The organism is Georgenia sp. SYP-B2076, from assembly GCF_003991205.1.
Taxonomy (GTDB): Bacteria; Actinomycetota; Actinomycetes; order Actinomycetales; family Actinomycetaceae; genus Georgenia.
Genome location: NZ_RXOZ01000031.1, coordinates 106,781 through 132,720, shown reverse-complemented (window position 1 = coordinate 132,720; position 25,940 = coordinate 106,781). Strand labels below are relative to the sequence as shown.

At 72.4% G+C, this 25,940-nt stretch carries 18 protein-coding genes and 1 pseudogene; 11 read left to right on the top strand and 8 right to left on the bottom strand.

Annotated features, from left to right (window positions below; all coding sequences use genetic code 11):
* Positions 1 to 21: 21 nt before the first annotated feature.
* Complete coding sequence (locus EJK16_RS11845; RefSeq protein ID WP_127129558.1) at positions 22 to 936, top strand: ABC transporter permease; 915 nt, start codon at positions 22 to 24, stop codon at positions 934 to 936.
* On the top strand, positions 936 to 1,730 hold the full coding sequence (locus EJK16_RS11840; RefSeq protein WP_127129556.1) for an ABC transporter ATP-binding protein: 795 nt from the start codon (positions 936 to 938) through the stop codon (positions 1,728 to 1,730). The genes EJK16_RS11845 and EJK16_RS11840 overlap by 1 nt, the downstream gene beginning before the upstream one ends.
* 586 nt (positions 1,731 to 2,316) lie before the next feature.
* Here the strand turns inward: EJK16_RS11840 and EJK16_RS11835 are convergent.
* Positions 2,317 to 3,965: pseudogene (locus EJK16_RS11835) on the bottom strand (glycoside hydrolase family 2 protein); the annotation flags it as partial.
* 172 nt (positions 3,966 to 4,137) lie between these two features.
* Here EJK16_RS11835 and EJK16_RS11830 point away from each other — a divergent pair.
* A complete protein-coding gene (locus EJK16_RS11830) occupies positions 4,138 to 5,136 on the top strand; it encodes a CAP domain-containing protein (RefSeq protein ID WP_127129554.1) in 999 nt (332 codons plus the stop codon).
* A gap of 264 nt (positions 5,137 to 5,400) precedes the next feature.
* Here EJK16_RS11830 and EJK16_RS11825 read toward each other — a convergent pair whose 3' ends face one another.
* From EJK16_RS11825 to EJK16_RS11815, 3 genes are all read right to left on the bottom strand, one after another.
* Entirely contained in the window at positions 5,401 to 5,985 is a 585-nt protein-coding gene (locus EJK16_RS11825) for a TetR/AcrR family transcriptional regulator (protein WP_127129552.1), read from the bottom strand.
* A 124-nt stretch (positions 5,986 to 6,109) separates the two neighbouring features.
* Complete coding sequence (locus EJK16_RS11820) at positions 6,110 to 7,390, bottom strand: LCP family protein (RefSeq protein ID WP_127129551.1); 1,281 nt, start codon at positions 7,388 to 7,390, stop codon at positions 6,110 to 6,112.
* 215 nt (positions 7,391 to 7,605) lie between these two features.
* Positions 7,606 to 8,949, bottom strand: coding sequence for an LCP family protein (locus EJK16_RS11815; protein ID WP_164737319.1), 1,344 nt, complete (start codon positions 8,947 to 8,949; stop codon positions 7,606 to 7,608).
* 211 nt (positions 8,950 to 9,160) lie between these two features.
* Here EJK16_RS11815 and EJK16_RS11810 point away from each other — a divergent pair, with 211 nt between their 5' ends.
* Together EJK16_RS11810 and EJK16_RS11805 are read left to right on the top strand one after the other, a co-directional pair.
* Positions 9,161 to 11,170, top strand: a complete 2,010-nt coding sequence (locus tag EJK16_RS11810; RefSeq protein ID WP_127129547.1) for a glycosyltransferase — start codon at positions 9,161 to 9,163, stop codon at positions 11,168 to 11,170.
* A gap of 44 nt (positions 11,171 to 11,214) precedes the next feature.
* Positions 11,215 to 13,365 carry a DUF6541 family protein gene (locus tag EJK16_RS11805; protein WP_127129545.1) on the top strand — a complete coding sequence of 717 codons (2,151 nt, stop codon included), beginning with the start codon at positions 11,215 to 11,217 and terminating at the stop codon, positions 13,363 to 13,365.
* A gap of 42 nt (positions 13,366 to 13,407) precedes the next feature.
* On the opposite strand, the gene EJK16_RS11800 is transcribed toward EJK16_RS11805, so the two are convergent.
* The 4 genes from EJK16_RS11800 to EJK16_RS11785 form a co-directional block, all read right to left on the bottom strand.
* Positions 13,408 to 14,766 (bottom strand): LCP family protein, encoded by a 1,359-nt coding sequence (locus EJK16_RS11800; protein WP_127129543.1) that lies wholly within the window; start codon positions 14,764 to 14,766, stop codon positions 13,408 to 13,410.
* Between the two features lie 354 nt (positions 14,767 to 15,120).
* On the bottom strand, positions 15,121 to 16,254 hold the full coding sequence (locus tag EJK16_RS11795) for an AAA family ATPase (RefSeq protein WP_127129541.1): 1,134 nt from the start codon (positions 16,252 to 16,254) through the stop codon (positions 15,121 to 15,123).
* Between the two features lie 441 nt (positions 16,255 to 16,695).
* Entirely contained in the window at positions 16,696 to 17,190 is a 495-nt protein-coding gene (locus tag EJK16_RS11790) for a DUF2304 domain-containing protein (RefSeq protein ID WP_127129539.1), read from the bottom strand.
* 13 nt (positions 17,191 to 17,203) lie between these two features.
* A complete protein-coding gene (locus tag EJK16_RS11785) occupies positions 17,204 to 17,887 on the bottom strand; it encodes a glycosyltransferase family 2 protein (protein ID WP_205739731.1) in 684 nt (227 codons plus the stop codon).
* Positions 17,888 to 18,086: 199 nt separating this feature from the next.
* On the opposite strand from EJK16_RS11785, the gene EJK16_RS11780 reads away from it, so the two are divergent.
* The 6 genes from EJK16_RS11780 (at position 18,087) to EJK16_RS11755 (ending at position 25,799) form a co-directional block, all read left to right on the top strand.
* On the top strand, positions 18,087 to 18,725 hold the full coding sequence (locus tag EJK16_RS11780) for an acyltransferase (RefSeq protein WP_127129535.1): 639 nt from the start codon (positions 18,087 to 18,089) through the stop codon (positions 18,723 to 18,725).
* A complete protein-coding gene (locus tag EJK16_RS11775; protein WP_127129533.1) occupies positions 18,726 to 19,835 on the top strand; it encodes a DegT/DnrJ/EryC1/StrS aminotransferase family protein in 1,110 nt (369 codons plus the stop codon).
* Position 19,836: 1 nt separating this feature from the next.
* Positions 19,837 to 20,832 (top strand): Gfo/Idh/MocA family protein, encoded by a 996-nt coding sequence (locus EJK16_RS11770; protein ID WP_127129531.1) that lies wholly within the window; start codon positions 19,837 to 19,839, stop codon positions 20,830 to 20,832.
* Between the two features lie 116 nt (positions 20,833 to 20,948).
* Positions 20,949 to 23,129 (top strand): cell wall-binding repeat-containing protein, encoded by a 2,181-nt coding sequence (locus EJK16_RS11765; protein WP_164737318.1) that lies wholly within the window; start codon positions 20,949 to 20,951, stop codon positions 23,127 to 23,129.
* A gap of 86 nt (positions 23,130 to 23,215) precedes the next feature.
* On the top strand, positions 23,216 to 24,475 hold the full coding sequence (locus tag EJK16_RS11760; protein WP_127129527.1) for a nucleotide sugar dehydrogenase: 1,260 nt from the start codon (positions 23,216 to 23,218) through the stop codon (positions 24,473 to 24,475).
* Positions 24,476 to 24,656: 181 nt separating this feature from the next.
* A complete protein-coding gene (locus EJK16_RS11755) occupies positions 24,657 to 25,799 on the top strand; it encodes a glycosyltransferase (RefSeq protein ID WP_240645987.1) in 1,143 nt (380 codons plus the stop codon).
* Positions 25,800 to 25,940 lie beyond the last annotated feature (141 nt).

The following is a 25,940-nucleotide window of genomic DNA, read 5'->3' as shown; positions in this document are numbered from 1 at the left end:
GGTAACAAGGAGGCGTCGCGGATGACTGTCGCGCTCGAGCTCGGGCTCATCTACGCGGTCATGGCCCTGGGGGTCTACCTGACCTTCCGGATCCTGAACTTCCCCGACATGACGGTGGACGGCAGCTTCACCACCGGGGGAGCGGTCGCCGCGATCCTCATCATCAACGGCACGCCGCCCCTGCTCGCCACCGGGGCGGCCGCCGTCGCCGGCCTCGCGGCGGGCGTGGTCACCGGCCTGCTGCACACCAAGGGCAAGATCAACGGGCTGCTCGCCGGCATCCTCACCCAGATCGCGCTGTACTCGGTCAACCTGCGGATCATGGGCAAGGCCAACTTGCCGTTGCTGCGCGAGGACACCCTGCTGACCCCGCTGCGCGACGGCGGGCTCATGGGCACGATGGCGTCGGTCGGGGTGTTCGCGGCGGTCGCGATCGTCCTCAAGCTGGTCATCGACTGGTTCCTGCACACCGACCTCGGGCTGGCGCTGCAGGCCACCGGCGACAACGAGGAGATGATCCGCAGCTTCGGCGTGAGCACGGACCGCATGAAGATCCTCGGCCTGGCGGTCTCCAACGCCCTCGTCGCGCTGTGCGGGGCGCTGATCGCGCAGTACCAGGGCTTCGCGGACATCGGCATGGGCATCGGCCTGATCGTCGCAGGCCTCGCGTCCGTCATCATCGGGCAGGCGATCTTCGGGTCGCGGACGATCGTCGTGGCCAGCCTCGCCGTCGTCCTCGGCTCGGTGCTCTACCGCGTGGTCATCCAGCTCGCGCTGATCATCGGGCTGGACCCCAACGACATGAAGCTCGTCTCCGCCGTCCTCGTGGTCGTGGCGCTGGTGCTGCCGCAGTGGCAGGTCTTCCGGCGGTTCAAGGCCCGGCGCGCGAGCACGACGAAGATCCCCGAGAAGCTCCCCGCGGGGGTGGAGGCCTGATGCTCGAGATCAGCGACGTGACCAAGACGTTCTTCGGCGGCACGGTCAACGAGCGCACCGCGCTGGCGGGCGTGAGCCTCACCCTCGCCCCGGGCGAGTTCGTCACGGTCATCGGCTCCAACGGCGCGGGGAAGTCGACCCTGCTCAACATCGTCGCGGGCAAGCTCCGGCCCGACGGCGGATCCGTGACGATCGCCGGCAAGGACGTCACCCGGCTCGCGGACCACCAGCGCGCGGCCTACATCGGCAGGGTGTTCCAGGACCCGATGGCCGGCACCGCGCCGCAGATGACCATCGAGGAGAACCTCGCCATGGCCGACGGGCGCGGGCGCGCCCGCGGCCTCCGGTGGGGCGTGACGAAGGCGCGGCGGGAGCGCTTCGTCGCCGAGCTGGCCACCCTCGAGCTGGGGCTGGAGGACCGGCTGGGCGCCAAGGTCGGGATGCTCTCCGGCGGGCAGCGCCAGGCCCTGTCCCTGCTCATGGCCACGTTCAGCGAGCCGAAGATCCTGCTGCTGGACGAGCACACCGCGGCGCTGGACCCGCAGCGCGCCGCGCTGGTGTCCCGGCTGACGGCGGAGGCGGTGCACCGCCACCACCTCACCACGCTGATGGTCACGCACAACATGGAGCAGGCCCTGCGCCTCGGCACGCGGCTGCTGATGATGCACGAGGGCCGGGTGATCCTGGACCTGGACGCCGAGACGAAGTCGCGCACGAGCGTGGCGGACCTGCTCCACGAGTTCGAGAAGATCAAGGGCGGCGCGGGCCTGGACGACAGGACGCTCCTGCAGTAGCCCCCCTCTCGCGCCGGGCGGTCAAGTACTCGCAGCGTCTGCCCCCGCCCGGCCATCGGCGAGCGGTCAAGTACTCGCAGGGCCGCCTCGCTGGGCCTCGCCCGCCGGCCTCCGCTGGGGAACGCAGTGATTCCCAGCCTCCGAGACTGGGGGGCGATCGGATCGCGCCACAACCGCGAGGACGGTGCACGCGCGAATGGCGGAATCACGCCGATGCCGTTGCCTCGTTGGGCCAACTCGATCGCGTATGTGGCGCGATCCCGTCGCCGACCCCCGTTCAGCGGCCCAGCGGAACCAGGCCGGCGGCCGCGGGGTCGCGGCACCGCGGTGACGCTGCGCCGAGCGGTCAAGTGCTCGCGCCGCCTGCCCACGGGTCATGCTGAGGCGCACCGGTCGTGCTCCATCGGACGAGGTCGTGCTCCGAGATGTATGACTTCGTCCGGCGGAGCACGACCGGTCGACGGCGGCCGCTCCCGTGACCGCGACGGCGGCCGCTCCCGTGACCGCGGCGGCCGCTCGGCGGCGCGCGCACCGGCAAACGAGTGTTAGTACTTGACCGCTCACCGATGAGGGGGGTGGGGCGGGGTTAGTGGACCAGGTCGAACTCCGCCGCCGGCTCTTCGGATGCCGCCGGGCGGAGCTGGGCGTCGCGCACGCGCTGGACGTCTAGCTTCTCCGTGCGGTCGAATCGGTAGATGCCGTTCTGCTCCTGGAAGACGTCGGTCAGCTGGGTGTAGCAGTACCCGAACATGAGCGGCTCGGCCAGGAGGACGCCGGTGAGCCCGGCGAACCGGTGGTGGAACTCCTCCTCGTCGCGCACCCGCTGGCCGTAGCCCCACGACTCGGTCACGTCGCTGCCGTCGACGGCCGTGGCGGTGTCCGGGTTCCACCAGATGCCGCCGAACTCGCTGATGAAGTACGGCTGCCCGGCGTAGGGCACGGAGAACGGCGCGCCGTCGCGGTCGTTGGCGTACGGCCGGCCCTCCGCCAGGCCCGCCATCTGCGCGGCGAACGCCGCCGGGTCCTGCTCGTAGTTGTGCGCGTCCCAGACGTCGGTCTCGCGCACGCGATGGGAGTACCCGGACACGTCGAGGACGGGCCGGGTGGGGTCCGCGAGCTGGTGGCCAGGAACATCCCGCGCATGACGTCGTCCAGGACGGTCAGGCGGTCGAGCAGCTCCTGGTGCGTCTCGTTCAGCGGGCACCACCCGACGATGGACGGGTGGTTGTAGTCGCGCTCCACAACCTCGACCCACTGCGTGATGAACGAGGCCGTGGGCTGCTGGTTGTTGCCCGCGGGGCCCTGGCCCGAGGCGCCCCAGTCGCCGAACTCGGCCCACACGAGGTAGCCGAGGCGGTCGGCGTGGTAGAGGTAGCGCTCCTCGAAGACCTTCTGGTGCAGCCGCGCGCCGTTGAACCCGGCCGCCATCCCGAGCTCGATGTCGCGCACCAGGGCGGCGTCGGACGGGGCCGTCATGATGGACTCGGGCCAGTAGCCCTGGTCCAGGACCAGCCGCTGGAACACCGGGCGCCCGTTGAGCAACAGCGAGGTGCCGTCGATCGTGACCGAGCGCAGGCCGGCGTAGCTGGTCGCGCGGTCGACCACCTCGCCCGCGCCGTCGAGCAGCTCCAGATCGAGGTCGTACAGGTGCGAGTCGGCCGGGGACCACAGCCGCACCCGGTCCTCGGGCACGCGCAGCGTCAGGGCGGGGGAGAGGTCGAGGTCCGCCGCCACCGCCTCGGTGGCCACCACCCCGGCGGCGTCGAGCAGCCGGGCGCGCAGCACCAGGCCGGGCCGGTTCGCGTTCACGGGCACGACGACGGCGAACGAGCGGCTCCCCACCTGCGGGGTCACCTTCGGGCGGCGCATCCGCACCGGCTGGACGGCCTCGAGCCAGACCGTCTGCCAGATACCCGTGGTGCGCGTGTAGCTCCAGTGGCTGTTCGCGGCCCAGGTGGCCTGCTTGCCGCGGGCCTGGACGCCGTGGCGCGAGTCGCGCGCCCGCACCGTGATCGCCGCGCTCTCCCCGGCGGCCACGAGGCCGGTCAGGTCCGCCGTGAACGGGGTGAAGCCGCCCCGGTGGCGGGCCACCTCGACGCCGTTCACCCACACCGTGGTGTCGTGGTCGACGGCGCCGAAGTGCAGGTGCACGTCCCGCCCCCGCCAGCCGGCGGGGATGGTGACCTCCCGGCGGTACCAGACCGCCTCGAGGAAGTCGGTGTTCCCGACCCCGGAGCAATAGACGCCAAGGTCACACCGAAACTCCGGAGTGTCTCAGGCGCTCGAGTCGGCCGCAGATGTCGTGTTACCAAAATGTGATCTTCTCCTCCTACCGCCGCGCGAGTTTCCATCGGACGTCCGACGCCCCATAGCCTCGTGCCAGACCTTCGGCAACTAGGAGCACGCGATGGGCATCAACAAGCGCACAGCGCACCGGAAGGGCACCGCCAGCCGGAAGCGCACGGCCCTGCTCTCCGCAGGCGGCGTGCTGGTCGGGCTCGGCCTCGCGGCCTCCATCTCGGCCGGCGCCCTCGAGCTGACCCCGTCGACGACGGCGGTGGGCGCGGACACCGGCCCCGGGACCGCCGACGACTGGGGGACGCCCGCGCGCGCCTCCGCGTCCTCGAGCACGGCCACCGGGCACGGCGATGCCGCCCGCGGCGAGGCCGCAACGAAGCCGGCGCCCAGCGCGGACCCGGATGACAGCGCCCTGGCCGAGCCTCTCGGCGACGAGACGTCGACGACGGAGCCCGGCCAGGCCCCCACGGCCACCGGCGACCCCGCGGCCACGGCCCCCGGCAAGGCGCCCGAGGCGAAGGGCGACTCCGCCACCACCGCCCCCGGCAAGGCGCTCGAGGCCACGGGCGACTCGGCACCCGACGTAACGGACGCCCCGACTACCCCCGGCGCGGGCACCGGCACGGCCGCCGAGACCCCCACGGAGGCCACGTCGCGCTCCGAGGCCCCCGCCTCGGACGCCCCGGCGGCCAAGAAGCGCGCAGGAGCGGTCAGCGGGCCGCTGGACGCCTTCGACAAGGAGATGGTCGGCCTGATCAACCAGGCCCGGGCCAAGGCCGGCGTGGAGCCGCTGCAGTACTGGAGCGGCCTGCGCTCCGGCGCCCTGACCCACTCCGGGTGGATGAACGGCAACGACTTCGAGCACGCGGCCGACGGCATGATCGGCGCGGACGCCTCGGCGGCCGGCTGTGCCGGTGGGTGGGCCGAGAACATCTACTGGGACAGCAGCACCGCCACAACGCCCGAGGAGGCCATGGCCTCCTACATGGGCTCCGCGGGGCACCGCGCGAACATCCTGGACCCGGAGCTGCGCTTCGTCGCGACCGGCACGGTCGCGACCGACGGCGGCCTGTTCAACACCCAGCGGTTCGCCGACACATGCTCCTGACCGGAGTCCGCAACTTTTAACGGTGCCAGGCGCAACCATGACCAACGCCCTCGGTTTGCGTTGCCATATCGTTATGGTGCACGCTTGAGTCACGTCGCGAGCTAGACGGAAGCGCACCCCGCCGGGGAGTCTTTACAGACCTCCTACCCCCGGCAGGGTGCGCTTCAGTATTGTTCCACCCGCCCGGTAATCCGGCAGGGTTTCACCAGGCGATCCAGCGGGTACGGCCGCAGGCCGCAGTGTCCGTTTGTGCCGGCGAGGGCGTCAGCTGGCGCTGGCGAGTGCGGGGATCAGCCGCTCCGGCAGGCCGCCCACCATCGCGTCGACCGTGCCGGTGATGTCCAGGCTGGCGTCACCCACGATGGCCTCCACGAGGCCGTAGGAGCCGAAACCCACCAGCAGGGCGATCGCCCGTGGGTCCAGGAGGTACTGGGTCAGCGGGTCCGCCCGCTCCAGGGCCTTCTGTGCCCGCCCGACCATGCGGTCGGAGACGGCGCGCGTGACGGCCGGGTCGCCGTCGGGCCCGAGGAACACGCTGAGGGCCGGGCGGTTCGCCGCGGCGCGCCCCAGCAGGGCCGTCAGCCACCCCAGGTACCCGGGCTCCACGCGGCTCGTTGACCCGCGGCGCTCCGCCGGGTCGAGCAGGTCCACGATCGCCGCCGCGGCGAGGTGCGGCACGCTGTCGAAGTGGTTGTAGAACGTCGTGCGGTGTACCCCGGCGGTGCGGCACAGCGCGGCGACGGTGACCTCTGAGGGCGGCGTGGTCTCCACCATCTCGGTCAGGGCCTTGCGCAGGGACGCCAGCGTCCGTTGCGCCCGGGGGTCCATGGGGCGGTCTCCGATATTCATGCGCTAATCATCGTGTGTTCCACAGCGCATCCGGACGATCTACGACCCAAACTGGTCGTGACTTATTTCACATTGTCGACCGAAATCGGACGACTCCACCCAAGCCGGTCGGGCGCGTCCGCCGTCAGGGCGCCGCGACGTCCGCCGGCGTAAGGCGGCCGTCGCGCATGCGGGTGAAGAAGTCCGGCGCCTTGTTCTCGTCGAGCAGGACGGCGGAGCCGATGCCGCCGGGGCGGTAGTCGAGGCTGGCGATCGGCGGGGCCCCGACGATGCCGTCCGGCCCGGTCGCGGCGCGGAAGGCCAGCGCCAGGCGGCCCAGGTCGAGGATGTTCGAGTCCTCGTCCACCGTGAGCGCCGCGGTGCCGGCGTCGACGAGCGCCAGCTGGCGCGCGGGGTCGACGAGCGTCACCGGCGTGGCGACCTTCTTGACGACCGCGCCGACCACCTGGCGCTGGCGCTCGGCGCGGCCGAGGTCGCCCATCGGGTCGCCGTGGCGGTTGCGGGCGAACGCGAGCGCGGTGGCGCCGTCGGCCACGTGGCAGCCGGCGGTCCAGTAGAGGTTGCTGAGCGGGTCCTCGACGTTGCGGTCCAGGCACAGCTCGACGCCGCCCACCGCGTCGACGACCTGCTGCACGCCGCCCATCCCGATCTGGACGTAGTGGTCGACGGTGAGCCCGGTCAGCTTCTCCACCGTCTCGACCAGCAGCGGCGCCCCGCCCAGGGAGTACGAGGCGTTGAGCTTGTTCATGCCGTAGCCGGGGATCTCGACGAACGTGTCGCGCGGCAGGGAAATCAGCGACGCCGGCCCGGACCTCGGCTTCTGCAGGACCATGATCGAGTCGGAGCGCTGGCCCTGCGTGCCGTCCGGGATGGTGCCGTCGGCGCGCGAGTCCGACCCGGCGATCAGGTAGGTGGTGCCCGCGGTGTTCGGCGCGCCGGAGAGAGCGTCGGTGTGGTTGATCTTCCCGTTGGCCCAGATCAGCAGCCCCGCAGGCCACGCGATCGCCGCGATGAGCAGCACCGTGAGGATGACCGTGATGGGCCGACGGCGGCGCCGCGCCCTCGCGGGGCGCGCGAGCGGGGTGGCCGTCGTGGGGGCGGCGGCGCGCGGGCCCGCGGCGAGGCGCCCGGCCTGGACCTGCGTGGCGCCGCCGGCCGGGGGAGTCCGGCGGAGCTGGCCGGCGGGGGCGTACGACGGCGGTACCCCGCCGCCAGACGCGGGGGGCTGACGGGCGGCCGACGGCGTCGCCGGGGCGGTGCCCGGGCGGACGAGGCGCCTGGGGTGCGCGGGCGCGGGGCGCTCCTGGCCCGCGCCGACGGGGCGGGCGCTGCGCGGGTCGGGGCGGCGGGACCCGCCGTCCGGGGTGAAGCTCGGCGGCAGCGCGTTGCGCTTGTCCTCGCCCATCACTGCCTCCTCTGCGTGCGATCCGGCCGCGGCCCGGCGCCGCGGCGGCCGCCGCAGGAGAGCGCAGGTCGATGTTCCTCAGCAGAGCACGGTAGCGCGCCGCCGGACGATGTCCGTCACCGCGGGGCGCGCGGCGCCGGTCGTCTTGTCAGGATTGTCCTCCTCCGGCGGCGGTGACGTGGGCGACGCCGGAGGTCGCGCTGGGCGGGAGCGGGTCACTTGGTGCACACCGGGGTGGGTGCCGCTGATGGTGAGGCGGGCGGCGGGGTGGACGACGGCGGCGCCGCCGCGGGTGCGGACGGTGACGGCGCCGGGGCGGTCGGGGATCCGAGTCCCGGAGCCGACGGCGAGGCGGACTCGGACGCCGGCGCCGGCGTCGGCGCCGCGCCGGTGCCGGTGAGGGCGGCCGGGACGGGCCGGTCGTCGCGCAGCGCCACCCACAGGGCCTCGGCGTCGGCGGAGGGCCGCACGCGCGCACCGGCCCACACGAACGGCATGGTGGCGAAGCGGATGCTCTCCGGGTCGATCCCGCGCAGCGAGTACGCCAGGCCCGCGAGGACCGGGATCCGCCCGATCTCCTCGCCCGTGGTCAGGGTCCGGGTGGTCGCATCGAGGAACCGGTAGAGCGCCGGCGGCCTGGTGAGCAGGTGCTCGCCCAGCGCCTCCCGGGCGATGGCGGCCACGAGCTCCTGCTGGCGGCCGATGCGGGAGATGTCCGAGCCGTCCCCGACGGACTTGCGCACCCGGGCGAACCCCAGCGCGTCGTGACCGTTGAGGACCTGGCACCCCGGCGCCAGCTTCACGTCGGCGCGCCGGTCGTCGATCGCCTCCGGCACGTACATGGGGACCCCGCCGAGGGCGTCGACCACGCTCTTGAACCCCGCGAAGTCCACGACCACGAAGTCGTCGACGAACACCCCGGTGAGCTTCTCGACCGTGCGGATCGAGCACGCCGCGGCGGCGCCGACGTCGCCCGTCTGGCCGCCGATGGCGAAGGCGGCGTTGATCATGTCGTTGCGGTGCGCCGTCTGGGTGCCGTCGGGCAGCGTGCAGGGTGGGATGTCCACGAGCGTGTCGCGGGGGATGGAGACGAGGTCCACGCGGGAGCGGTCCGCGGCGACGTGGGCGAGGATCGTGGTGTCCGCGCGCATGCCGGCGATGCCCGACCTGTCGTCGTTCGCGCCGGCGCGCGAGTCCGAGCCGAGCACGAGGATGGTCAGGGCCTTCCCGGCCTCGGTGTCGGCCGGCGCGGCCACGCCGGCGGTGCCCGCCTCGCCGCCGCTCGCCGGGGTGCCCGCGGCGCCGACGTCGCCCCGGGGCGCCGCCGTCCCGACGGCGGGCCGCCCGCCGCCGAGGAACCGCGCGATGTCGTGCCGCTCGACGTTGCCCTGGAGGCGGCTGTACGCGAGCGCGCCCGCCCCGGCCAGGAGCAGCACGAGCGCCACGCACACGACGGCGATGCGGCGCAGCACCCTGGACCGGCGCGTCGGCTCGGGGCGGCGTCGGTCGCGCGACACCACCGCGTCGTCGTCGGCGTGCGCCGAAGAGCGTCCCGGCACGATCTCATCGTACGGACCGCGCCGCCGGGTGCCCTGCCGAGGGCGCCGGGGCGCCGTGGCCGGGCCCCTCGAGGTGGCGCCCGGCGGGCGCGCGCGTGAAGGCGACACCTCGCGCGTGAAGGCGACACCTGTTGCCGATAGGCTCGCCGGGCAACGGTCTGTCGAGGGCCGGCCGAACGTCAACGACGATGCCGCACCAAGGGGGCGTCCCATGAGCACCACGGCCACGGACATCGCGCGGGAGCAGGCCGCCAGCAAGAGCCCGTACCGGGTGGTCCAGCGCGTGATCCTGCCGCTCGAGACCGACTCGGACGCCATCCCGCTGTACGTCGACGCCGGTGCCAGCGCCATCGACGTGCGCCGGACCGACGTCAACGCCCTGTGGGAGGGCAAGGACGACGCCGAGAGCAGCACCAACCAGAGCGGCGAGAGCGTCCGCTCCTCCGACTTCCGCGGCCGGTTCTCCACGAGCGTCCGCCCCAGCGCCCGGTTGTCCTTCGGCACGTACTTCAACGCGTTCGCCGCGAGCTACTGGCGCCGCTGGACCACGGTGGAGTCGGTGCGCCTCGAGGTGGCCGTCGCCGGGACCGGCACGCTCATCGTGTATCGGTCCAACGCCAAGGGCGCGCAGCAGCGCGTCGAGTCGGTCGCCATCGGGGGGAAGGCGACGCACGTCCTCGACCTGCCCCTCAAGCCGTTCGGCGACGGCGGTTGGTACTGGTTCGACCTGATCGGCGGCGCCGAGGGCGCGGTCCTGCAGCACGCGCACTGGGCGGTCCCGGACGCGGACGGCAAGCGCGGCCGGACCTCTCTGGCCGTGACCACCTTCAACCGGCCCGACTACTGCCTGCGGACCATCCAGGACGTCTGGGCCGCGGAGACCATCCGAGAGGTCCTGGACGAGCTGATCATCGTGGACCAGGGCACCCAGAACGTGGTCGACGAGGACGGCTTCGACGAGGTCGCCGCCGCGATGGGCGGCAAGCTGCGCATCGTCCGCCAGGGCAACATCGGCGGCTCCGGCGGGTTCTCACGGGGGATGTACGAGACCGTCCAGGCCGGCCGGAGCGACTACGTCATCCTGCTCGACGACGACATCGTCCTCGAGCCGGAGAGCATCACCCGGCTCGTGGCCTTCGCCGACTTCACCCGCCGCCCCACGCTGGTGGGCGGGCACATGTTCGACATGTACAACCGGTCCGTCCTGCACACGTTCGGGGAGACGCTGGACCCGTGGCGGTTCCAGCCCCGCCAGGCTCACGAGGATATGTCCCTGGGGCACGACCTCGCCCGCTCCAACCTGCGCACGACGCCGTGGCTGCACCGGCGCGCGGACGTCGACTACAACGGGTGGTGGATGACCCTCATCCCGACGTCGGTGATCCGCGAGATCGGGCTCTCGCTCCCGCTCTTCATCAAGTGGGACGACGCCGAGTACTCCCTGCGCGCCAGCAAGGCCGGCTACCCCACGGTCTCGCTGCCCGGCTCCGCCGTCTGGCACATCTCGTGGCTCGACAAGGACGACCTGGTCGGGTGGCAGGCGTACTTCCACGAGCGCAACCGCGTCATCGTCACTCTGCTGCACTCGCTCTACGAGCGCGGCGGGCGGGTGATCCGCGAGTCGACCTACATGGACATCAAGCACCTCATCTCCATGCAGTACTACTCGGAGCAGGGCCGCCTGCAGGCGCTCCGCGACGTCCTGAAGGGGCCCGACCACCTCCACGACATCATCGGCGTCCGGCTCGGCGAGATCCGGAAGATGACCGCGGAGTTCACCGACGCCCAGCTCAAGCCCGACGTCGACGCCTTCCCGGCGCCGCGTCGGCAGAAGCCGCGCAACAAGGGTCGCGGGGTGCGGCTGCCCTCCCGGATCACCCTCGGCCCGTGGGCGGCCAAGACGGTGCTCCGGCAGACCGTGCTGCCGGTCAAGCACCAGGCGAAGGACAACCCGCAGGTGCTCATCCCGCACCAGGACGCGCGGTGGTGGCGGCTGTCGCAGTACGACAGCGCCGTCGTCTCGAACGCCGAGGGCACCGGGGCGTCCTGGTACAAGCGGGACCCCAGGAAGGTGCGCGTGATGCTGACCGAGGCCCTGGACCTCCACCGCCGCCTCCTGGCCGAGTGGCCCAGGCTGCGCAAGCAGTACCAGGACGCGGCGCCGCGGCTCGTCTCGTTCGAGGCGTGGGAGGAGACGTTCCGGCGCAACGCCGTCGAGTGAGCGTGGCGGGGTGAGCGTCCGGGCAGCGAGGGAGGCGGTCGAGGATGCTGGGATGGTCCGCACGGGACCTGCTCCTTCTTGCCGGCACCGCCCTCGTGGTCTTCGTCCCCGGCCTCCTGGTGCTGGTGGCGTCGGACGCCGTGCGGCGGGCCCGCGGGCCCGTCGTCGTGGCGGCGGCGGCGCCGCTCGTCACGGCCGCCCTGGCGTACTTGGCGGGGTTCTTCTGCGGCGTGCTGGGGGTGCGGTTCAACCTGGCGGCGGTGCTGGTCGTCACCGCGGTGGTCGTCGCCGGCGTGGTGCTGCTGCGGCGGGCGACGGGCCGGCGGACCGTGCCCGCGCCGGGCCCTGACGGGGACGCCGCCTCCGGCGCGGGTGGGGGCGCGGCCTTCGCCGTCGGCGACGAGGGCGCCGCCTTCGCCCGCGACGACTCCGCCTTCGCCCCCGAGCCCATGGGCCGCCCGGCCCTCGCCGTCGGCGCCCTGGCCGCCCTCGCCGCGATCCTCATCTCCCTGTGGACCTGGGCCGCCGGTCTCGGGCGCCTGGCGGTCGTGCCGCAGGAGCACGACACCGTCACCCACACCCTCATCACGGCCTACATCGCGCGCACCGGCGAGGCCGCGCCCGGCCAGGAGTGGCCCGCGGACCTCATCACCGGTGTGCCCGACCGGTACTACCCCGCCGGCCTGCACCGGCTCGCCGCGCTCATCGCCCAGCTCGGCACCGACCCGGTCACCGCCCTCAACGCCGTCAGCGTCGTCCTCTTCGCCGTCGCCATGCCGCTGGGCATGCTCGCCCTGGGTACGCTGCTGCGCTGGCGGGGCCTCGGCGCCGTCGCCGGGGGCGCGGCCGCGCTCGCGGCGGCGTTCGCCTACCGGCCCGTCTTCGCGATGATGCACGACGGCGGAGTCCTCAGCAACGCCGCGGCCCTCGCCCTCGTGGGCGGTGCGGTGGCCGCGCTGCTCGCTACCGGCCGGCGGCCGGCGCGGGGGGTGGTCCCGGGTGGGCTGCTCATGGTCGGCGCGTTCGCGATCTACCCGCCCGTGGCGGTGGCTATCGCCGGGGGAGTGGCCGCCTGGGTCGTGGGCGACGCCCTGCTCTACCGGCCGGGCGCGCGCCGCGTCCGGCGCTGGGCGCTCTCCATCGGGGGCGCGGCCCTCTTGGCGGCCCTGTGCGCCGTGCCGACGTTGCTGGCCGCCGCGGGCTCGGCGGCGCGGACGGCCGCCATCCCGCGGGACGTGCCCACCTCCCCGTCCGGGGAGCCCCTCTCCTCGCTGGGGCAGGCGGCCCGCCTGGCGCTCGGCATGCCCTACGGCGGCTACCTCGACCCCGCCTGGCACCGCGGCCAGGTCATCCTGGCGGTCCTCGTGCTGGTCGGCGTCGTCGCCTCGATCGTCCTTCGCCGCCATGCGGGCCTGCTCCTGGCCTGGGCCGCCTGGACGATCTTCGCCGTCCTGTTCCTCACCGATGTCGGCGGCCCCGTGGTCGCCGCCGTGGCGGGCCTCTTCTACAACGGGTACATCCGGATCTCGGGCCTCGTCGCCGCGTACCAGTGGCTGCTCGTGGGCGTCGCCGTCACGGCCGTCGGCTTCACGCTCGCCACCTTCCTGCGGCCCGCCCTCGGGCGGTACGTGCGCCCTCCGGCGCTGGATCGGGCGCCCGTCCTCGTCTCCGCCGTGCTCGTGCTCGCCCTCACGGCCGCGGCCGCCCACTACGCCCCGGTCAACGCGCGGGCGCTGAGCGAGCGGTACCGCGCGCCCGAGTTCACCCGCGTGGACGCCGACGACCGGGCGGCGTTCGCCTACCTCGACAACCACGTCAGGCCCGGCGAGCGGGTCATGAACAACGCCAACGACGGCTCGACGTACCTCTACGTCTACGACGGCATCCCGGTCGTGAACATCCAGACGCTCGGCGCGGAGCCCTACACCCGGAAGCTGCTCGAGGACTTCGACCACCTCGACACCGATGCACAGGTCCGCGAGCTGGTCCGGAAGTACGACATCCGCTGGGTGTACGTCGACGCCGAGGAGCCGGTGATCGCGGCCGCCACGCCGGAGGACCCGGGGCAGGTGTTCTTGGGCCCACCGGGGTTGGAGGACCTGGCGGACGTGACGTCGCTCCGGGAGGTCTTCGCCGCCGGGAGCGTCACGGTCTACCGGGTGAAGGAGTCGGTCTTCGCCCCGGCCACCGGCTGAGGAGCATGACGCCGGCAGCCGGCCGGGCCCTGCGGGCAGCCGCTACTTGGTGCAGGCGGGGACGGCCGGCTCCGGGGCGGCGCTGACCGCGCCGTCGTCCGCCGTCGGCGCGCTCGGCGACGCCTGCACGGGCGCGTCGGTGGCCGCACCGGACGGCGCCTCGGCGTCGGTGCCGGTCGGCGCGTCCGTCGGCGGCTCGGTGGGGGCCTCGCCGGTGCCGGTCAGGGTGGCCTCGATGGGCTCGTCGGCGCGCAGCGCGGCCCACAGGGTCTCGGCGTCGGCCGAGGGCTTCACGCGGGCCCCGGCCCAGTCGAACGGCATGGTGGCGAAGCTGATGCCGGCCGCGTCGAGGCCGCGCAGGGAGTTCGCCAGGCCGGCGAGCGTCGGGATCTGGCCGATCTCCTGGCCCGTGGCCAGGGTCTGGGTGGTGGCGTCGAGGAACTGGTAGAGCGCCGGCAGGTCGGTGAGCAGGTTCTTGCTCAGGGCCTCGCGGGCGATGGCGGCGACGAGCTCCTGCTGGCGGCCGATGCGGGAGATGTCGGAGCCGTCCCCCACGGACTTGCGCACGCGCGCGAAGCCGAGGGCGTCGTGCCCGTTCAGCACCTGGCACCCGGCCGCGAGCTCGAGGTCGGCCTGCTTGTCCTTAATGGCCTCCGGGACGTACATCGGCACGCCGCTCAGGGCGTCGATCATGTTCTGGAAGCCGGCGAAGTCCACGACCACGAAGTCGTCGACGAAGACGCCGGTGAGCTCCTCGACGGTACGAATGGCGCAGGCCGCGGCGGCGCCGACGTCGCCCGTCTGCCCGCCGATCGCGAACGCGGAGTTGAACATCACGCCGCGCTGCGCCTTCGTCGTCACGCCGGTGGGCAGCATGCAGGAGGGGACGTCCACGAGCGTGTCGCGGGGGATGGAGACGATCTCCACGCGGGAGCGGTCCGCGGAGATGTGCGCGAGCATCGTGGTGTCCGCGCGCATGCCCTCGACGCCGGAGTGGTCGTCGTTCGCGCCGCCGCGCGAGTCCGAGCCCATGACGAGGAGGTTCAGGGCCTGCCCCGCCTTGGCGTCCAGCGGGGCGGCGACGGTGTCGCCCTCGCCGGCGGGACGGTCGTCGCCCAGGAGGCTGGTGATGTCGTGCCGGTCGACGTTGCCCTGGATGTCGTTGTAGGCCAGCGCGCCGCCGGTGCCGAGGAAGAGCACGAGCGCGAGGGCCACGGTGCCGATGCGGCCGAGCAGGTGGTGGCCGCGCCGGTTGCGGGCGTGCCGTGGGGCCGACGGGCCGGTCGACGCCTGACGGGCGTGTCGGCGTGAGCCGGCGGGTGCCTCGGCGGCGCGGCGTGCAGCGGCCCTGGTCCGGGGCGCGCCGTCGGCGCGGGGAGGCAGGGACGAAGCGGTCGGCACGGTACGTAATCCTACGGAACGCGGCAACGTGTCTAGTACCCCGAGAGCGGGTGGCGGCGTAGAGAGGTTGTGGAGACTATGAAACTGCCATTGTCCGTTACCGGCGCGGCGCGTGACGGCAGCCGCTGGCGCTCCGGCTCCTGCGCGAGCCCGCCAACGTCGTGACCGAGCCGCCGCCCACAACCGGGGCCGTGGTGCGGGTGCTCAGCGCCCTGCGCAGAGTGCCCTACGCCTGCCGCAGGAGCGGCGGGTGAGGCGAGGACGTGGTGCCCGCCGGTAAGCGGTGTCACCGTGCACTGGCCGGCCGGCCGGCCAACCGACCGACCGGCCGGTCGGCCGGCCGGTCGGTCCGCGTCAACGCTTCCGGTGCCTGGCCGCCATCTCGTAGCGGGCGGCGTGCTCGCGCAGGTACTCGCGCAGATAGGGAATGGCGAAGTCGACGTAACCGTGGTCGACGGCCTCGATGATGCCGGCGTCGATCAGCCGCGCCCGGTAGGTGCTGGCGTAGAACGGTGTGACGTCCATGCGTTTGGCGACCTCGCCGGTGCGGGAGGGCCCGTCGTCGTGTGACATGGCCAGCAGGTAGGTGCGGTCGACGGCGGAGAGGTCGGCCAGGGCGGTCTCGTGAACGGTGGACCCCAGCCGCTTGCGGGCCGCGGGGACGCCGGCGCGGACGGCGGCAAGGTCGATGACGTCGCCGTCGGCCTTGCGCCAGACGTGGTAGCCGACCAGCTGGATCATGAAGGGGTAGCCGCCCGTTGCGGCGGTGGCCTCTTCGAGGGCGTCGTCGGTGATCGTGCGTCCTTCGTCAGTGACGGTCTTGCCCAGGGCATCGCGCACTTCCCCCAGCGGGACGTCATCGAGTACCTCGCGGTTGGCCCGGCGTAGGAAGGTGAGGATGTCGTCGCTGAGCAGGTCCGACACCGACGACGGCAGGCCGGCCATGGCCAACGCGACGTTGCGGCCCTCGCTGGTCAGCAGTTGGTAGGTGGTCGCCAACGCGCGGAGGTCGTCGATGGACTTGCGGTGCACCTCGTCGACGGCGAGCATCAGCCCGGTGCCGTGGGGCTCGAGCAGGTCCAGCAGTTTGCCGAGCTGTCCGCGGAAGTCGACGACGACCTCCGGGGGTGGGGCGAAGGTGAGGCCCCCGCCGACACCAGGGAGGGTGAAGCCGGTCATCGGTCGCGTGGGTTTGTCGCCGAGCTCATCGACGCGGCGTGTCAGTGCATGCGTCATCCGGGCCACCAGACCAGGCGTGGCCGCATCGGAGATGGTGACCCAGCCGAGCTGGCGCACCTGATCGGCAACTTCGGTGAGCATGACGGTCTTTCCGACCCCGCGGGGGCCGGTGAAGATGGTGATGCGCCCGGGTGCACCGGGGCCGTCCTCGATGGACTCGACGAACTCGTCGATGACGTCCTGACGGCCGACGAGCAGCGGCGGCAGCGCGCCGGCCGTCGGCTTGAACGGGTTGCGTCGGACCGCCACCGTTTTACTCCTTTGTAAGTTTTGTAAGTCATTGGAACCCTAGGCCATCGGCCCGGACGACGTCGGGCCGACGCACGCCCGCCACGCCGTCGACGCGCAACACGCGCATCATGGAGGCTCCTGATCGCCAGGACCATCTAGGAGCTTCTGCGGTCGCTGCCCCAGTTGCCCACCACGCCACGCCACCCACTCCGAGCCGGACGGCGGGCCCGGCAGCCGGTCGCGTTGGTTCCTCCGACGCCGTCAGGCCACACCCTTTTGCGGGTGTGGCCTGACGGTCATCTCGGACTCTTGCTCAGCCTACGTAAGCGTCGAGGGCGTCGCCGCTGAGGGCCATGAGGTAGCGGCCCAGGTGTGTTCCGCCGAGAGAGGGGGGCCGTGCCGCCGTGGTGAACCGACGAGCGGGCCCCGCGAGTACTTGACCTCTCACCACCGAGGGGGCTAGCGGGGTGGGGCCGTGGTCTCCGTCGACCGGACGGCCGGGCGCGGCGCCGGCGCAGTGTCCGGGTCGAAGACCGTGCCGGCGTCGACCGGAGTCTCGTCGCCGGCGTCGCCCGGAGCCTCGTGGCCGGCGCCGGCCGACGCCTCGTCAGCGACCTCACCGTCCTTGGCGAGCAGCGCGGTCTCGGTCAGCGCGAGCTTCCTGGTGAGCACCGTCAGCTTGCGGTCGAGGGTGACCATGTGCCGGTACGAGCTCGCCACGTAGGTGAGGAACGCGATCACCAGGACGTAGAGGAGCAGGTCTGTGCCGCGCCCGACGCCGAGGAGGTTCGCCACGGCGGTGAGCCAGGTGGGGAAGAGGACGGCGAAGACGGCGAGCACCACGAAGCCGACGAGCAGGAGCCGGCGGATCGCCTGGTGGCGGGCCGACGCGGTCCGGGTCAGCGGGATGACCGTGCCGAGGATGCCCAGGAGCAGGAGGATCTGGATCCACATGGTCGGCGTCCTCCTAGTTCACGATCAGGTCGACGAGGATGTTGATCGAGTTCAACAGGGGCTGTCCCTTCGCTTTGGAGTACTCGGTGTAGCGGATGTGCACCGGGAACTCCCGCCACGGCAGCCGGGTGCGGCCGAGCTGGGTGACGATCTCGCTGGCGTGCGCCATGCGGTTCTGCCGCAGGTTGATCTGCGCGGCGGCGTCGCGGCGGATCACCCGCAGCCCATTATGCGCATCGGTCAGCCGCAGCCCCGTGGAGTGGTTCGTCACCCACACGGCCGTCTTGAGGACCACCTGCTTGGCGAGCCCGGGCTTGGTGCGCTCGTCGAGGAAGCGGGACCCGAACACGATCGCGAGGTCCTCGTCGGCGGCGAGGCGGACCATCGCCTCGGCATCGGCGACCGCGTGCTGACCGTCGGCGTCGAAGGTCACCACGTACCGGCCGTAGGTGTGGGCGAGCACGTACTCGATGCCCGTCTGCAGCGCGGCGCCCTGCCCGAGGTTGACGGCGTGGCGCACGACGACGGCGCCCGCCCGCTCGGCCCGCTCCGCCGAGGCGTCGGTGGAGCCGTCGTCCACGCACACGACGTGCGGGAAGCGCTCGAGCGCCTCGGCGATGACGTCCCCGATGACCGGGGCCTCGTTGTACAAGGGGATGACGAGCCACGCGTCGTCGAGGGGTGGTGGCGCAGTCATGGCGGCCATTCTCTCAGCCGATCGCGCCCTCGACGCCCATCGCGAGCCGGATCACACTTCCACCCCCGTGAGGCGATACCAGCACCGTGTGACCACACCACCACCCTTCCGGCCCAGAAGGTCCCGCCCGCCCTGAGATACCGTTCGACGCGGACCGAACCAGAGCGAGGCGCTCAGCGCCCCGGTGGGGAGCATGTCGATGTCAGTACGGATAGCCGAGAGTGCGGATGTGTCGCCGGACGCCCACGTGGGCGACGGCAGCTCGATCTGGCACCTCGCGCAGGTGCGCGAGGACGCCGTCCTCGGCGAGAACTGCGTCGTCGGCCGCGGCGCCTACATCGGCACCGGCGTGCAGATGGGCCGCAACTGCAAGGTGCAGAACTACGCCCTCGTCTACGAGCCCGCGAAGCTCGCCGACGGCGTCTTCATCGGCCCCGCGGTGGTGCTCACCAACGACACCTACCCCCGCGCGGTCAACCCCGACGGCTCCCTCAAGTCCGCGCACGACTGGGAGCCGACCGGCGTGACCATCGAGACCGGCGCCTCCATCGGCGCGCGCGCCGTGTGCGTCGCGCCGGTGACCATCGGCGCCTGGGCCACCGTCGCCGCCGGCGCCGTGGTCACCAAGGACGTCCCGCCCTACGCGCTCATGGCCGGCGTCCCCGCCCGCCGGCTCGGCTGGGTCGGCGAGGCCGGCGTCCGCCTCGAGCCGGTGGACGACGACGCCACCCAGGATCCCCAGCCAGCCGCCGGCACCAGGGCGCCCCGCTGGCGCTGCCCGCAGACCGGGCGGCTGTACGAACAGTTCGAGAACACGATCAGAGAGGTGGCGGCCTGAATGAGCCTGCCCATGATTCCCGCGGCGAGGCCGATCATCGGCGAGGACGAGCGCAAGGCGGTCGACGCCGTGCTCGCCTCCGGGATGGTCGCGCAGGGCCCGGAGGTCAAGGCCTTCGAGGCCGAGTTCGCCGAGCACCTGGTCGGTGGCCGCACCTGCGTGGCCGTCAACTCCGGCACCTCGGGGCTGCACCTGGGCCTGCTCGCCGCGGGCATCGGCCCGGGCGACGAGGTCATCGTGCCGTCCTTCACGTTCGCCGCCACCGGCAACGCCGTGGCCCTGACCGGCGCGACCCCCGTCTTCGCGGACATCGAGCCGGACCACTTCAACCTCGCCCCGGAGTCCATCCGCGCCTCGATCACCGAGCGCACCAAGGCGATCATGCCGGTGCACCTCTACGGCCACCCCGCCAACATGCCCGCCATCCAGGCCATCGCCGACGAGCACGGCCTCATGGTCTTCGAGGACGCCGCCCAGGCCCACGGCGCGAGCCTCAACGGCAAGCCGGTCGGCAGCTTCGGCACCTTCGGGATGTTCTCCCTCTACCCGACCAAGAACATGACCTCCGGCGAGGGCGGCATGGTCTCCTGCGCCACCGAGGACGTCGCGCGCCGCGTGCGCCTCCTGCGCAACCAGGGCATGGAGAAGCAGTACGCCAACGAGCTCATCGGCTTCAACAACCGCATGACCGACATCCACGCCGCCATCGGCCGCGTCCAGCTGACCAAGGTCGACGCCTGGACCAAGCGGCGCCAGGACAACGCAGCCTTCCTCGACGCGAACCTCGAGGGCGTCACCGTCCCGCCGGTCGCCGAGGGCGCCGTGCACGTCTACCACCAGTACACGATTCGCGTGGCCGGGGGAGCGGCGGAGCGCGACCGCATCGTCACCGCCCTGCGCGAGGAGCACCAGGTCGGCTCCGGCGTGTACTACCCGATCCCCAACCACCGCCTCGAGTCCCTCGCGCCCTACGCGCCGGGCCTCGAGCTGCCCGAGACGGAGAAGGCCGCCGTCGAGGTCATCTCCCTGCCGGTCCACCCCTCCCTGACGCAACAAGACCTCGAGCGCATCGTCACCGGCGTCAACACCGTCGTGAAGGCGGGCGCCTGAGATGGCCGACATCCGCATGGGCCTGATCGGCCTGGGCTCCATGGGCCGCCACCACGCCCGCGTCATCCGCGAGACCCCGGGCATGGACCTCGTCGCCGTCGCCGATCCGGCCGGGGACAACTACGGCGTCGCCGGGGACCTCGCGGTCCTGCCCGACGTCGAGGCCCTCATCGCCGCCGGCCTCGACGCCGCCATGGTGGCCGTGCCGACCGTCTTCCACGAGGACGTCGCCCTCGCGCTCGCCGCCGCCGGCGTGCACACCATGGTCGAGAAGCCCATCGCCGCCACCGCCGCCGCCGGACGCCGCGTGGCCGATGCCTTCGACGAGGCCGGCCTCATCGGCGCCGTCGGCTACGTCGAGCGGTGCAACCCCGCCCTGCTCGAGCTGCGCCGCCGTATCGCCGATGGCGAGCTCGGCGAGGTCTACCAGATCGCCACCTCCCGCCAGGGCCCCTTCCCCGGGCGCATCTCCGACGTCGGGGTGGTCAAGGACCTCGCCACCCACGACGTCGACCTCACCGCCTGGATCGCGCAGAGCCCCTACGCCACCGTCTCCGCGCAGGTGGCCCACCGCTCCGGGCGTGAGCACGAAGACATGGTCTCGGTGACCGGGCGCCTGGCCAACGGCATCATCGTCAACCACCTGGTCAACTGGCTCTCGCCCCGCAAGGAGCGCCAGACCGTCGTCACCGGCGAGCGCGGCGCCTTCGTCGCCGACACCGCCGCCGGCGACCTGACCTTCTACGCCAACGGCACCATCCCCACCGAGTGGGCCAACGTCGCGGCCTTCCGCGGCGTCTCCGAGGGCGACGTCACCCGCTACGCCATCGCCAAGCGCGAGCCTCTGCGGGTGGAGCAGGAGCACTTCCGCGACACCATCCTCGGCACCGGGGACGGCGTGGTCACCATGGCCGAGGGCGTCCACACCCTCACCGTGGTCGAGGGCATCCTCGACTCGGCGGCCACCGGGCAGACGGTCTCGCTGGCGGGGGCATAACCACACCCGGCACGACACCGCAACATATGCGGCGAAGGTCGCCCAAAACCTGCGTGATCTGTGGGACGCTGGCCGCCATAAATGTGCCGTCTTCCCCAGAAAGCACAGGCGAACTTGTGATCTCTCGCGTAGCCGCGCGCCCGGCCGCACTCGGGCTGGTGCTTGCGCTGCTCGGCGTCTCCTTCTCCGTCGCGCCAGAGCCGGCGCGGGCGGCCGTCCCGAGGGCGGCCGCCGCCGCGGCGGACACCGCCCCGCCCGACGCCGGAGCCGCCGCGGCGGTCACGGACAGCACGACGGCGACCGTCGAGGGCGCCGCCCCCGTCACCACCGACCTCGAGACCCTCGAGATGACGCCGGAACCCGCCACAGCAAAGAGCGCCGGACCCGCGACCGAGGAGGTCACCGTCTCCGGGCCGGGCGGCGACCTCGTCGTCGTCGGCGTGACCTGGGCGGAGATCGACGCCGGCGCCGGCCTGACCGCGCGCCTGCGCAGCCGCGAGGGCGAGACCTGGTCCGGGTGGACCACGCTGGAGATCACCGCGCCCGTCACCGAGGGGGAGGCCTCCCCGGAGGCCCGCGGCGGCACCGAGCCCCTGGCCGTCATGGACGCCGACGAGATCGAGGTCACGCTCGCCGGCGCCCCCGGCACCCTGCCGTCGGACCCCCAGCTCGCGATCGTCGACCCCGGCACCAGCGCCGCCGACGCCGCCGCCCCCATCAGCCAGCCGCAGCCCCTCACCGCCACCGGCGCGGGCGGTATCACCGGCGTCGCCGGCGCGGGCACCTTCGCCCTGCCCGGGGTCATCACCCCGGGCGCCCCGACCATCCGCACCCGCGCGGACTGGGGCGCGGACGAGTCCATCCGCACCTGGGCGCCCGAGATCGGCCAGGTCACCGGCGTGGTCGTGCACCACACCGCCGGCGCCAACGGCTACGCCCCCGAGGACGTCCCGGCCATCATCCGCGGCATCTACAGCTACCACGCCCAGTCCCTGCGCTGGGGGGACATCGGCTACAACGTGCTCGTCGACGCCTACGGCCGCGCCTGGGAGGGCCGCTACGGCGGGCTGACCACGGCCGTCATCGGCGCCCACGCCAAGGGCGTCAACTCCACCACCTTCGGCGTCTCGGTCCTCGGCAACTTCGACCTCGTGCCCATCCCCGACGCCGCCTTCCGCACCGTCGCCCAGGTGATCGCCTGGAAGTTCGCCGTCCACGGCATCACCACCTCCGGCACGGCCAAAGGCCTGAACGGCAACCCCATTGCCCGCGTGGTCGGCCACCGCGACGTCGGCCAGACCGCCTGCCCCGGCAAGTACTTCTACCCGCGCATCAAGACCGAGCTCGTCGGCCTCGTCGACGACTACCAGGCGCTCATGCCCGCCGGCATGACCGCGCCGATGGAGGAGGTGGTCCGCCTCGCCGGGGACGACCGCTACGAGACCTCCGTGGCCGCCTCGAGGTACGCGCACGACTCCGCCGACGTCGTCTTCGTCACCACCGGCAAGGAGTACGCCGACGCCCTCTCCGCCGGCCCCGCGGCCACCCGCCTCGGCGCGCCCGTGCTCCTCGTCCAGCCCGGCGCAGTCCCGGCCGAGGTCCGCGCCGAGCTCGACCGGCTGAACCCGCGCACCATCTACGTCCTCGGGGGCACCACCGCCGTCTCCGAGTCCGTGGTGGGCGTGCTGCGCGGGTATGCCGCCGTGACAAGACTTGACGGCGCCAACCGGTACGAGACCTCCGCGGCCGTCGGGCGCGCCGTGTGGACCGGCACCACGCCGACGGTCTACCTCGCCTCCGGGCAGGACTTCGCCGACGGACTCTCCGGCGGGGCCGCCGCCTCGGCCACCGGCGCGCCCGTGTACGTGACGACGCCGAGAACCCTCGCCGCCCCCATCCGCACCGAGCTCGCCCGGCTCCGCCCGTCCAAGGTCGTCATCCTGGGCGGCACCGCCGCGGTCAGCAAGGACGTCGTCGCCCAGGTCCAGCAGCTCCTGCCCGGCGTGACGGTCTCCCGGCTCGCCGGCAATGACCGCTACGAGACGGCCGCCGCCGTCGCCGCCAGCACCTGGCCGAACGGCTCCGCGACTGTGTTCCTGGCCACAGGCACGGGCTTCGCCGACGCGCTCAGCGGCGTGCCCGCCGCCGGCAGCCGCAAGGCCCCAGTGCTCCTGACCCGACCCGAGTGCCTCGCGCCCAGCGTCAAGTCCGCGCTCACCGCCCTCGACGCCGCCTCCACCGTGCTCCTCGGCGGCCCGTCCGCCGTCGCGGAGAGCGCCGAGACCCGGGCCTGCTGACGACTCCCAGGGCACCCGAGACCGAGGTCACGGCCAGTACCTCCCGTACCGGTCCTAAACTGTCCCGGGCTATGCGAGGAGAGACGATGACGAAGACACTGGTGGTCATGGGCCAGGGGTACGTGGGGCTGCCGCTGGCGCAGGCCGCGTCGGCGGCCGGGTACCGGGTGCGCGGGTACGACATCACGGACAGCCTGGTGGCGGCCCTTAACGCCGGCACCTCGCACGTGGACGACCTTTCCGACGCCGACGTCGCCACGATGCTCGCCCAGGGGTACGCGGCCACCACCGACCCCGGCGTCATCGCCGAGGCGGACGTGGTGGTCATCTGCGTGCCCACCCCGCTGGGGGACGACGGCGGACCCGACCTGCGTGCCGTCGAGGCCGCCACGACGTCGGCCGCCGAGCACCTCGCTCCCGGCACGGTAGTGATCCTGGAGTCGACGACCTACCCGGGTACCACCGAGGACCGCGTCCTGCCGATCCTCATGACCAGCGGCCTACGGCTCGACGACGGCTTCTTCCTCGCCTTCTCCCCGGAGCGGGTCAACCCCGGCTTCCCCGAGTACGGCATCACCAACACCCCCAAGCTCGTCGGCGGCGTCACGCCCGCGAGCGGCGAGCGGGCGGTGGCGTTCTACTCGGCCTTCGTCGACACCGTCGTGCCGCTCAGCGGGGCCAAAGAGGCGGAGATGGCCAAGCTGCTGGAGAACACCTACCGGCACGTGAATATCGCGTTGGTCAACGAGATGGCCCGATTCAGTCACGACTTGGGCATCGACATCTGGGAGGTCATTCGCGGGGCCGCGACAAAGCCCTTCGGATTCCAGGCCTTCAGTCCCGGGCCGGGCGTGGGCGGGCATTGCATCCCCATCGACCCGAACTATCTCAGCTTCCAGGTCCGAAAGACCCTCGGCTACCAGTTCCGCTTTGTCGAGCTGGCCCAGGAGATCAACAACTCGATGCCCGGGTACGTTGCTACCCGAATCGGCGACCTCCTGAACGAGCAGGGCAAGGCTCTCAATGGGGCAAAGGTTCTCCTGCTCGGGGTCACGTACAAGCCGGACATTGCCGACCAGCGCGAGAGCCCGGCCGTGCCGCTGGCCAAGATCCTGCGCGAAAAGAAGGCCGACGTTTCCTTCCACGACCCGTATGTGGAGCGCTGGCGCATCGATGGCGCACCGCTCGACCGGGTGCCCGACCTCGACGAGGCGGTCGCCACCGCGGACGTGGTGGTGCTCCTGCAGAACCACCGCTCTTACGACGTGACGGGCCTCGCCGCGCGGAGCACCAGCTTCTTCGACACCCGCGGTGTGGCCGCGGGTGAGTCAACCCATCGCCTGTGACGGGGAACCGGATGTTGCAACGGACGGTGACTTCTGTCTATTCTAGTAGTGGTGCGGAAGGTCTTGCGGACATGGTTCGGCTCGATTCGGTCCCCTCGAGCGCAACGGTCATGGCCAATTTATGAGCACCTCGGCCGGCGGCCCGCTTCGTCCTAGACGGCGCGGGCCGCGCGGTTTCCGCGTGATCCTCGCGAGCCGCATCTTCGCCCCCGAGCCCGCCGCCGCCTCTTTCCGGCTCAAGGCCCTCGTGGAGGCCCTGGCCGAAGCCAACGCGGACGTCACAGTGCTGACCACCACGCCTCCCACCACTAACGGCTACCGCCCGCCCGCCGGGGTGCGCGTGCGACGCTGGCCCGCGCTCCGCGACAAGAGCGGCTACGTCCGCGGCTACGTGCCCTACCTCAGCTTTGACCTCCCCCTGGCGCTGCGCCTGTTGCTCGCGCGCCGTCCGGACGTCGTCGTCGTGGAGCCTCCGCCCACAACCGGCGCCGTGGTGCGCGTGGTGTGCGCGCTGCGGCGCATCCCGTACGTCTACTACGCCGCGGACCTCTGGTCCGACGCCGCCCGCGCCGCTGGCATGCACCCGCTCGTCCACAAGGCCTTGCGCTGGCTGGAGCGCTTCGCCATGGGCGGCGCGCGCACCCTCCTCTCGGTCTCGGACCAGGTCACCGAGCGGCTGACCGCATGGAGTCTGGGGGAGCGCACCGCGACCGTGGGCAACGGCATCGACACGTCCGTGTTCACGCTCCACGGGCCCGTCCAGGAGGTCGCCGGGCGGGTCCTCGTCTACGCCGGGACAGCCTCGGAGGTGCACGGCGCGGGCATCTTCGTCGATGCGATGCCCGACGTGCTCGCTCAGTTCCCGGACGCCCACTTGGTCTTCATCGGCCACGGCGCGGAGATCGGCCAGCTCCAGCAGGCTGCGGCGCAGCTGCCCGCGGGTGTGGTGACCTTCCTGCCCCGCCAGGAGCCGGCGATCGTGGCAGCGTGGCTCCGTCGCGCGGACATTTCGGTCGCGAGCGTCCGGCCGGGCGAGTATGGCTTCGCCTTCCCGAGCAAGATTTACGCTGCCGCCGCTTGCGGTGCCCCGGTCGTCTACGCAGGATCGGGACCCGCTCGAACCCTTGTACGCGAAGCGAAACTCGGCGCTGCTGTGCCCTATGATCCCCGAGCCGTTGCCGTTGCCATCAAGGCGGCACTGTCGCAGACGGCACGGCCGGAAGACCGCGAGCGGCGCGCCACGTGGGCCGCCACCCACGCGTCGCTGCGTGAGACAGGCCGCCGCGCCGCCCGAGGATCGCTTCGAACGGTCACGGCTAGATAACGACTCGCGCACGGCTAACGACTTTCTCGCCAACAATTAGCCGGAAACCATCTACGACACGTGATGTCCAATCACGTGAAGTCGAGGTATACCACAGCGCAATGACGTGGAAGTGAACCTGTCCGCAGTTCGTCGCCACGT

Coding starts and splice junctions, on each gene's coding strand:
- EJK16_RS11845 (WP_127129558.1), top strand. CDS start 22: ATGACTGTCGCGCTCGAGCTCGGGCTCATCTACGCGGTCATGGCCCTG.
- EJK16_RS11840 (WP_127129556.1), top strand. CDS start 936: ATGCTCGAGATCAGCGACGTGACCAAGACGTTCTTCGGCGGCACGGTC.
- EJK16_RS11830 (WP_127129554.1), top strand. CDS start 4,138: ATGGGCATCAACAAGCGCACAGCGCACCGGAAGGGCACCGCCAGCCGG.
- EJK16_RS11825 (WP_127129552.1), bottom strand. CDS start 5,985: ATGAATATCGGAGACCGCCCCATGGACCCCCGGGCGCAACGGACGCTG.
- EJK16_RS11820 (WP_127129551.1), bottom strand. CDS start 7,390: ATGGGCGAGGACAAGCGCAACGCGCTGCCGCCGAGCTTCACCCCGGAC.
- EJK16_RS11810 (WP_127129547.1), top strand. CDS start 9,161: ATGAGCACCACGGCCACGGACATCGCGCGGGAGCAGGCCGCCAGCAAG.
- EJK16_RS11805 (WP_127129545.1), top strand. CDS start 11,215: ATGCTGGGATGGTCCGCACGGGACCTGCTCCTTCTTGCCGGCACCGCC.
- EJK16_RS11790 (WP_127129539.1), bottom strand. CDS start 17,190: ATGTGGATCCAGATCCTCCTGCTCCTGGGCATCCTCGGCACGGTCATC.
- EJK16_RS11785 (WP_205739731.1), bottom strand. CDS start 17,887: ATGACTGCGCCACCACCCCTCGACGACGCGTGGCTCGTCATCCCCTTG.
- EJK16_RS11780 (WP_127129535.1), top strand. CDS start 18,087: ATGTCAGTACGGATAGCCGAGAGTGCGGATGTGTCGCCGGACGCCCAC.
- EJK16_RS11775 (WP_127129533.1), top strand. CDS start 18,726: ATGAGCCTGCCCATGATTCCCGCGGCGAGGCCGATCATCGGCGAGGAC.
- EJK16_RS11770 (WP_127129531.1), top strand. CDS start 19,837: ATGGCCGACATCCGCATGGGCCTGATCGGCCTGGGCTCCATGGGCCGC.
- EJK16_RS11760 (WP_127129527.1), top strand. CDS start 23,216: ATGACGAAGACACTGGTGGTCATGGGCCAGGGGTACGTGGGGCTGCCG.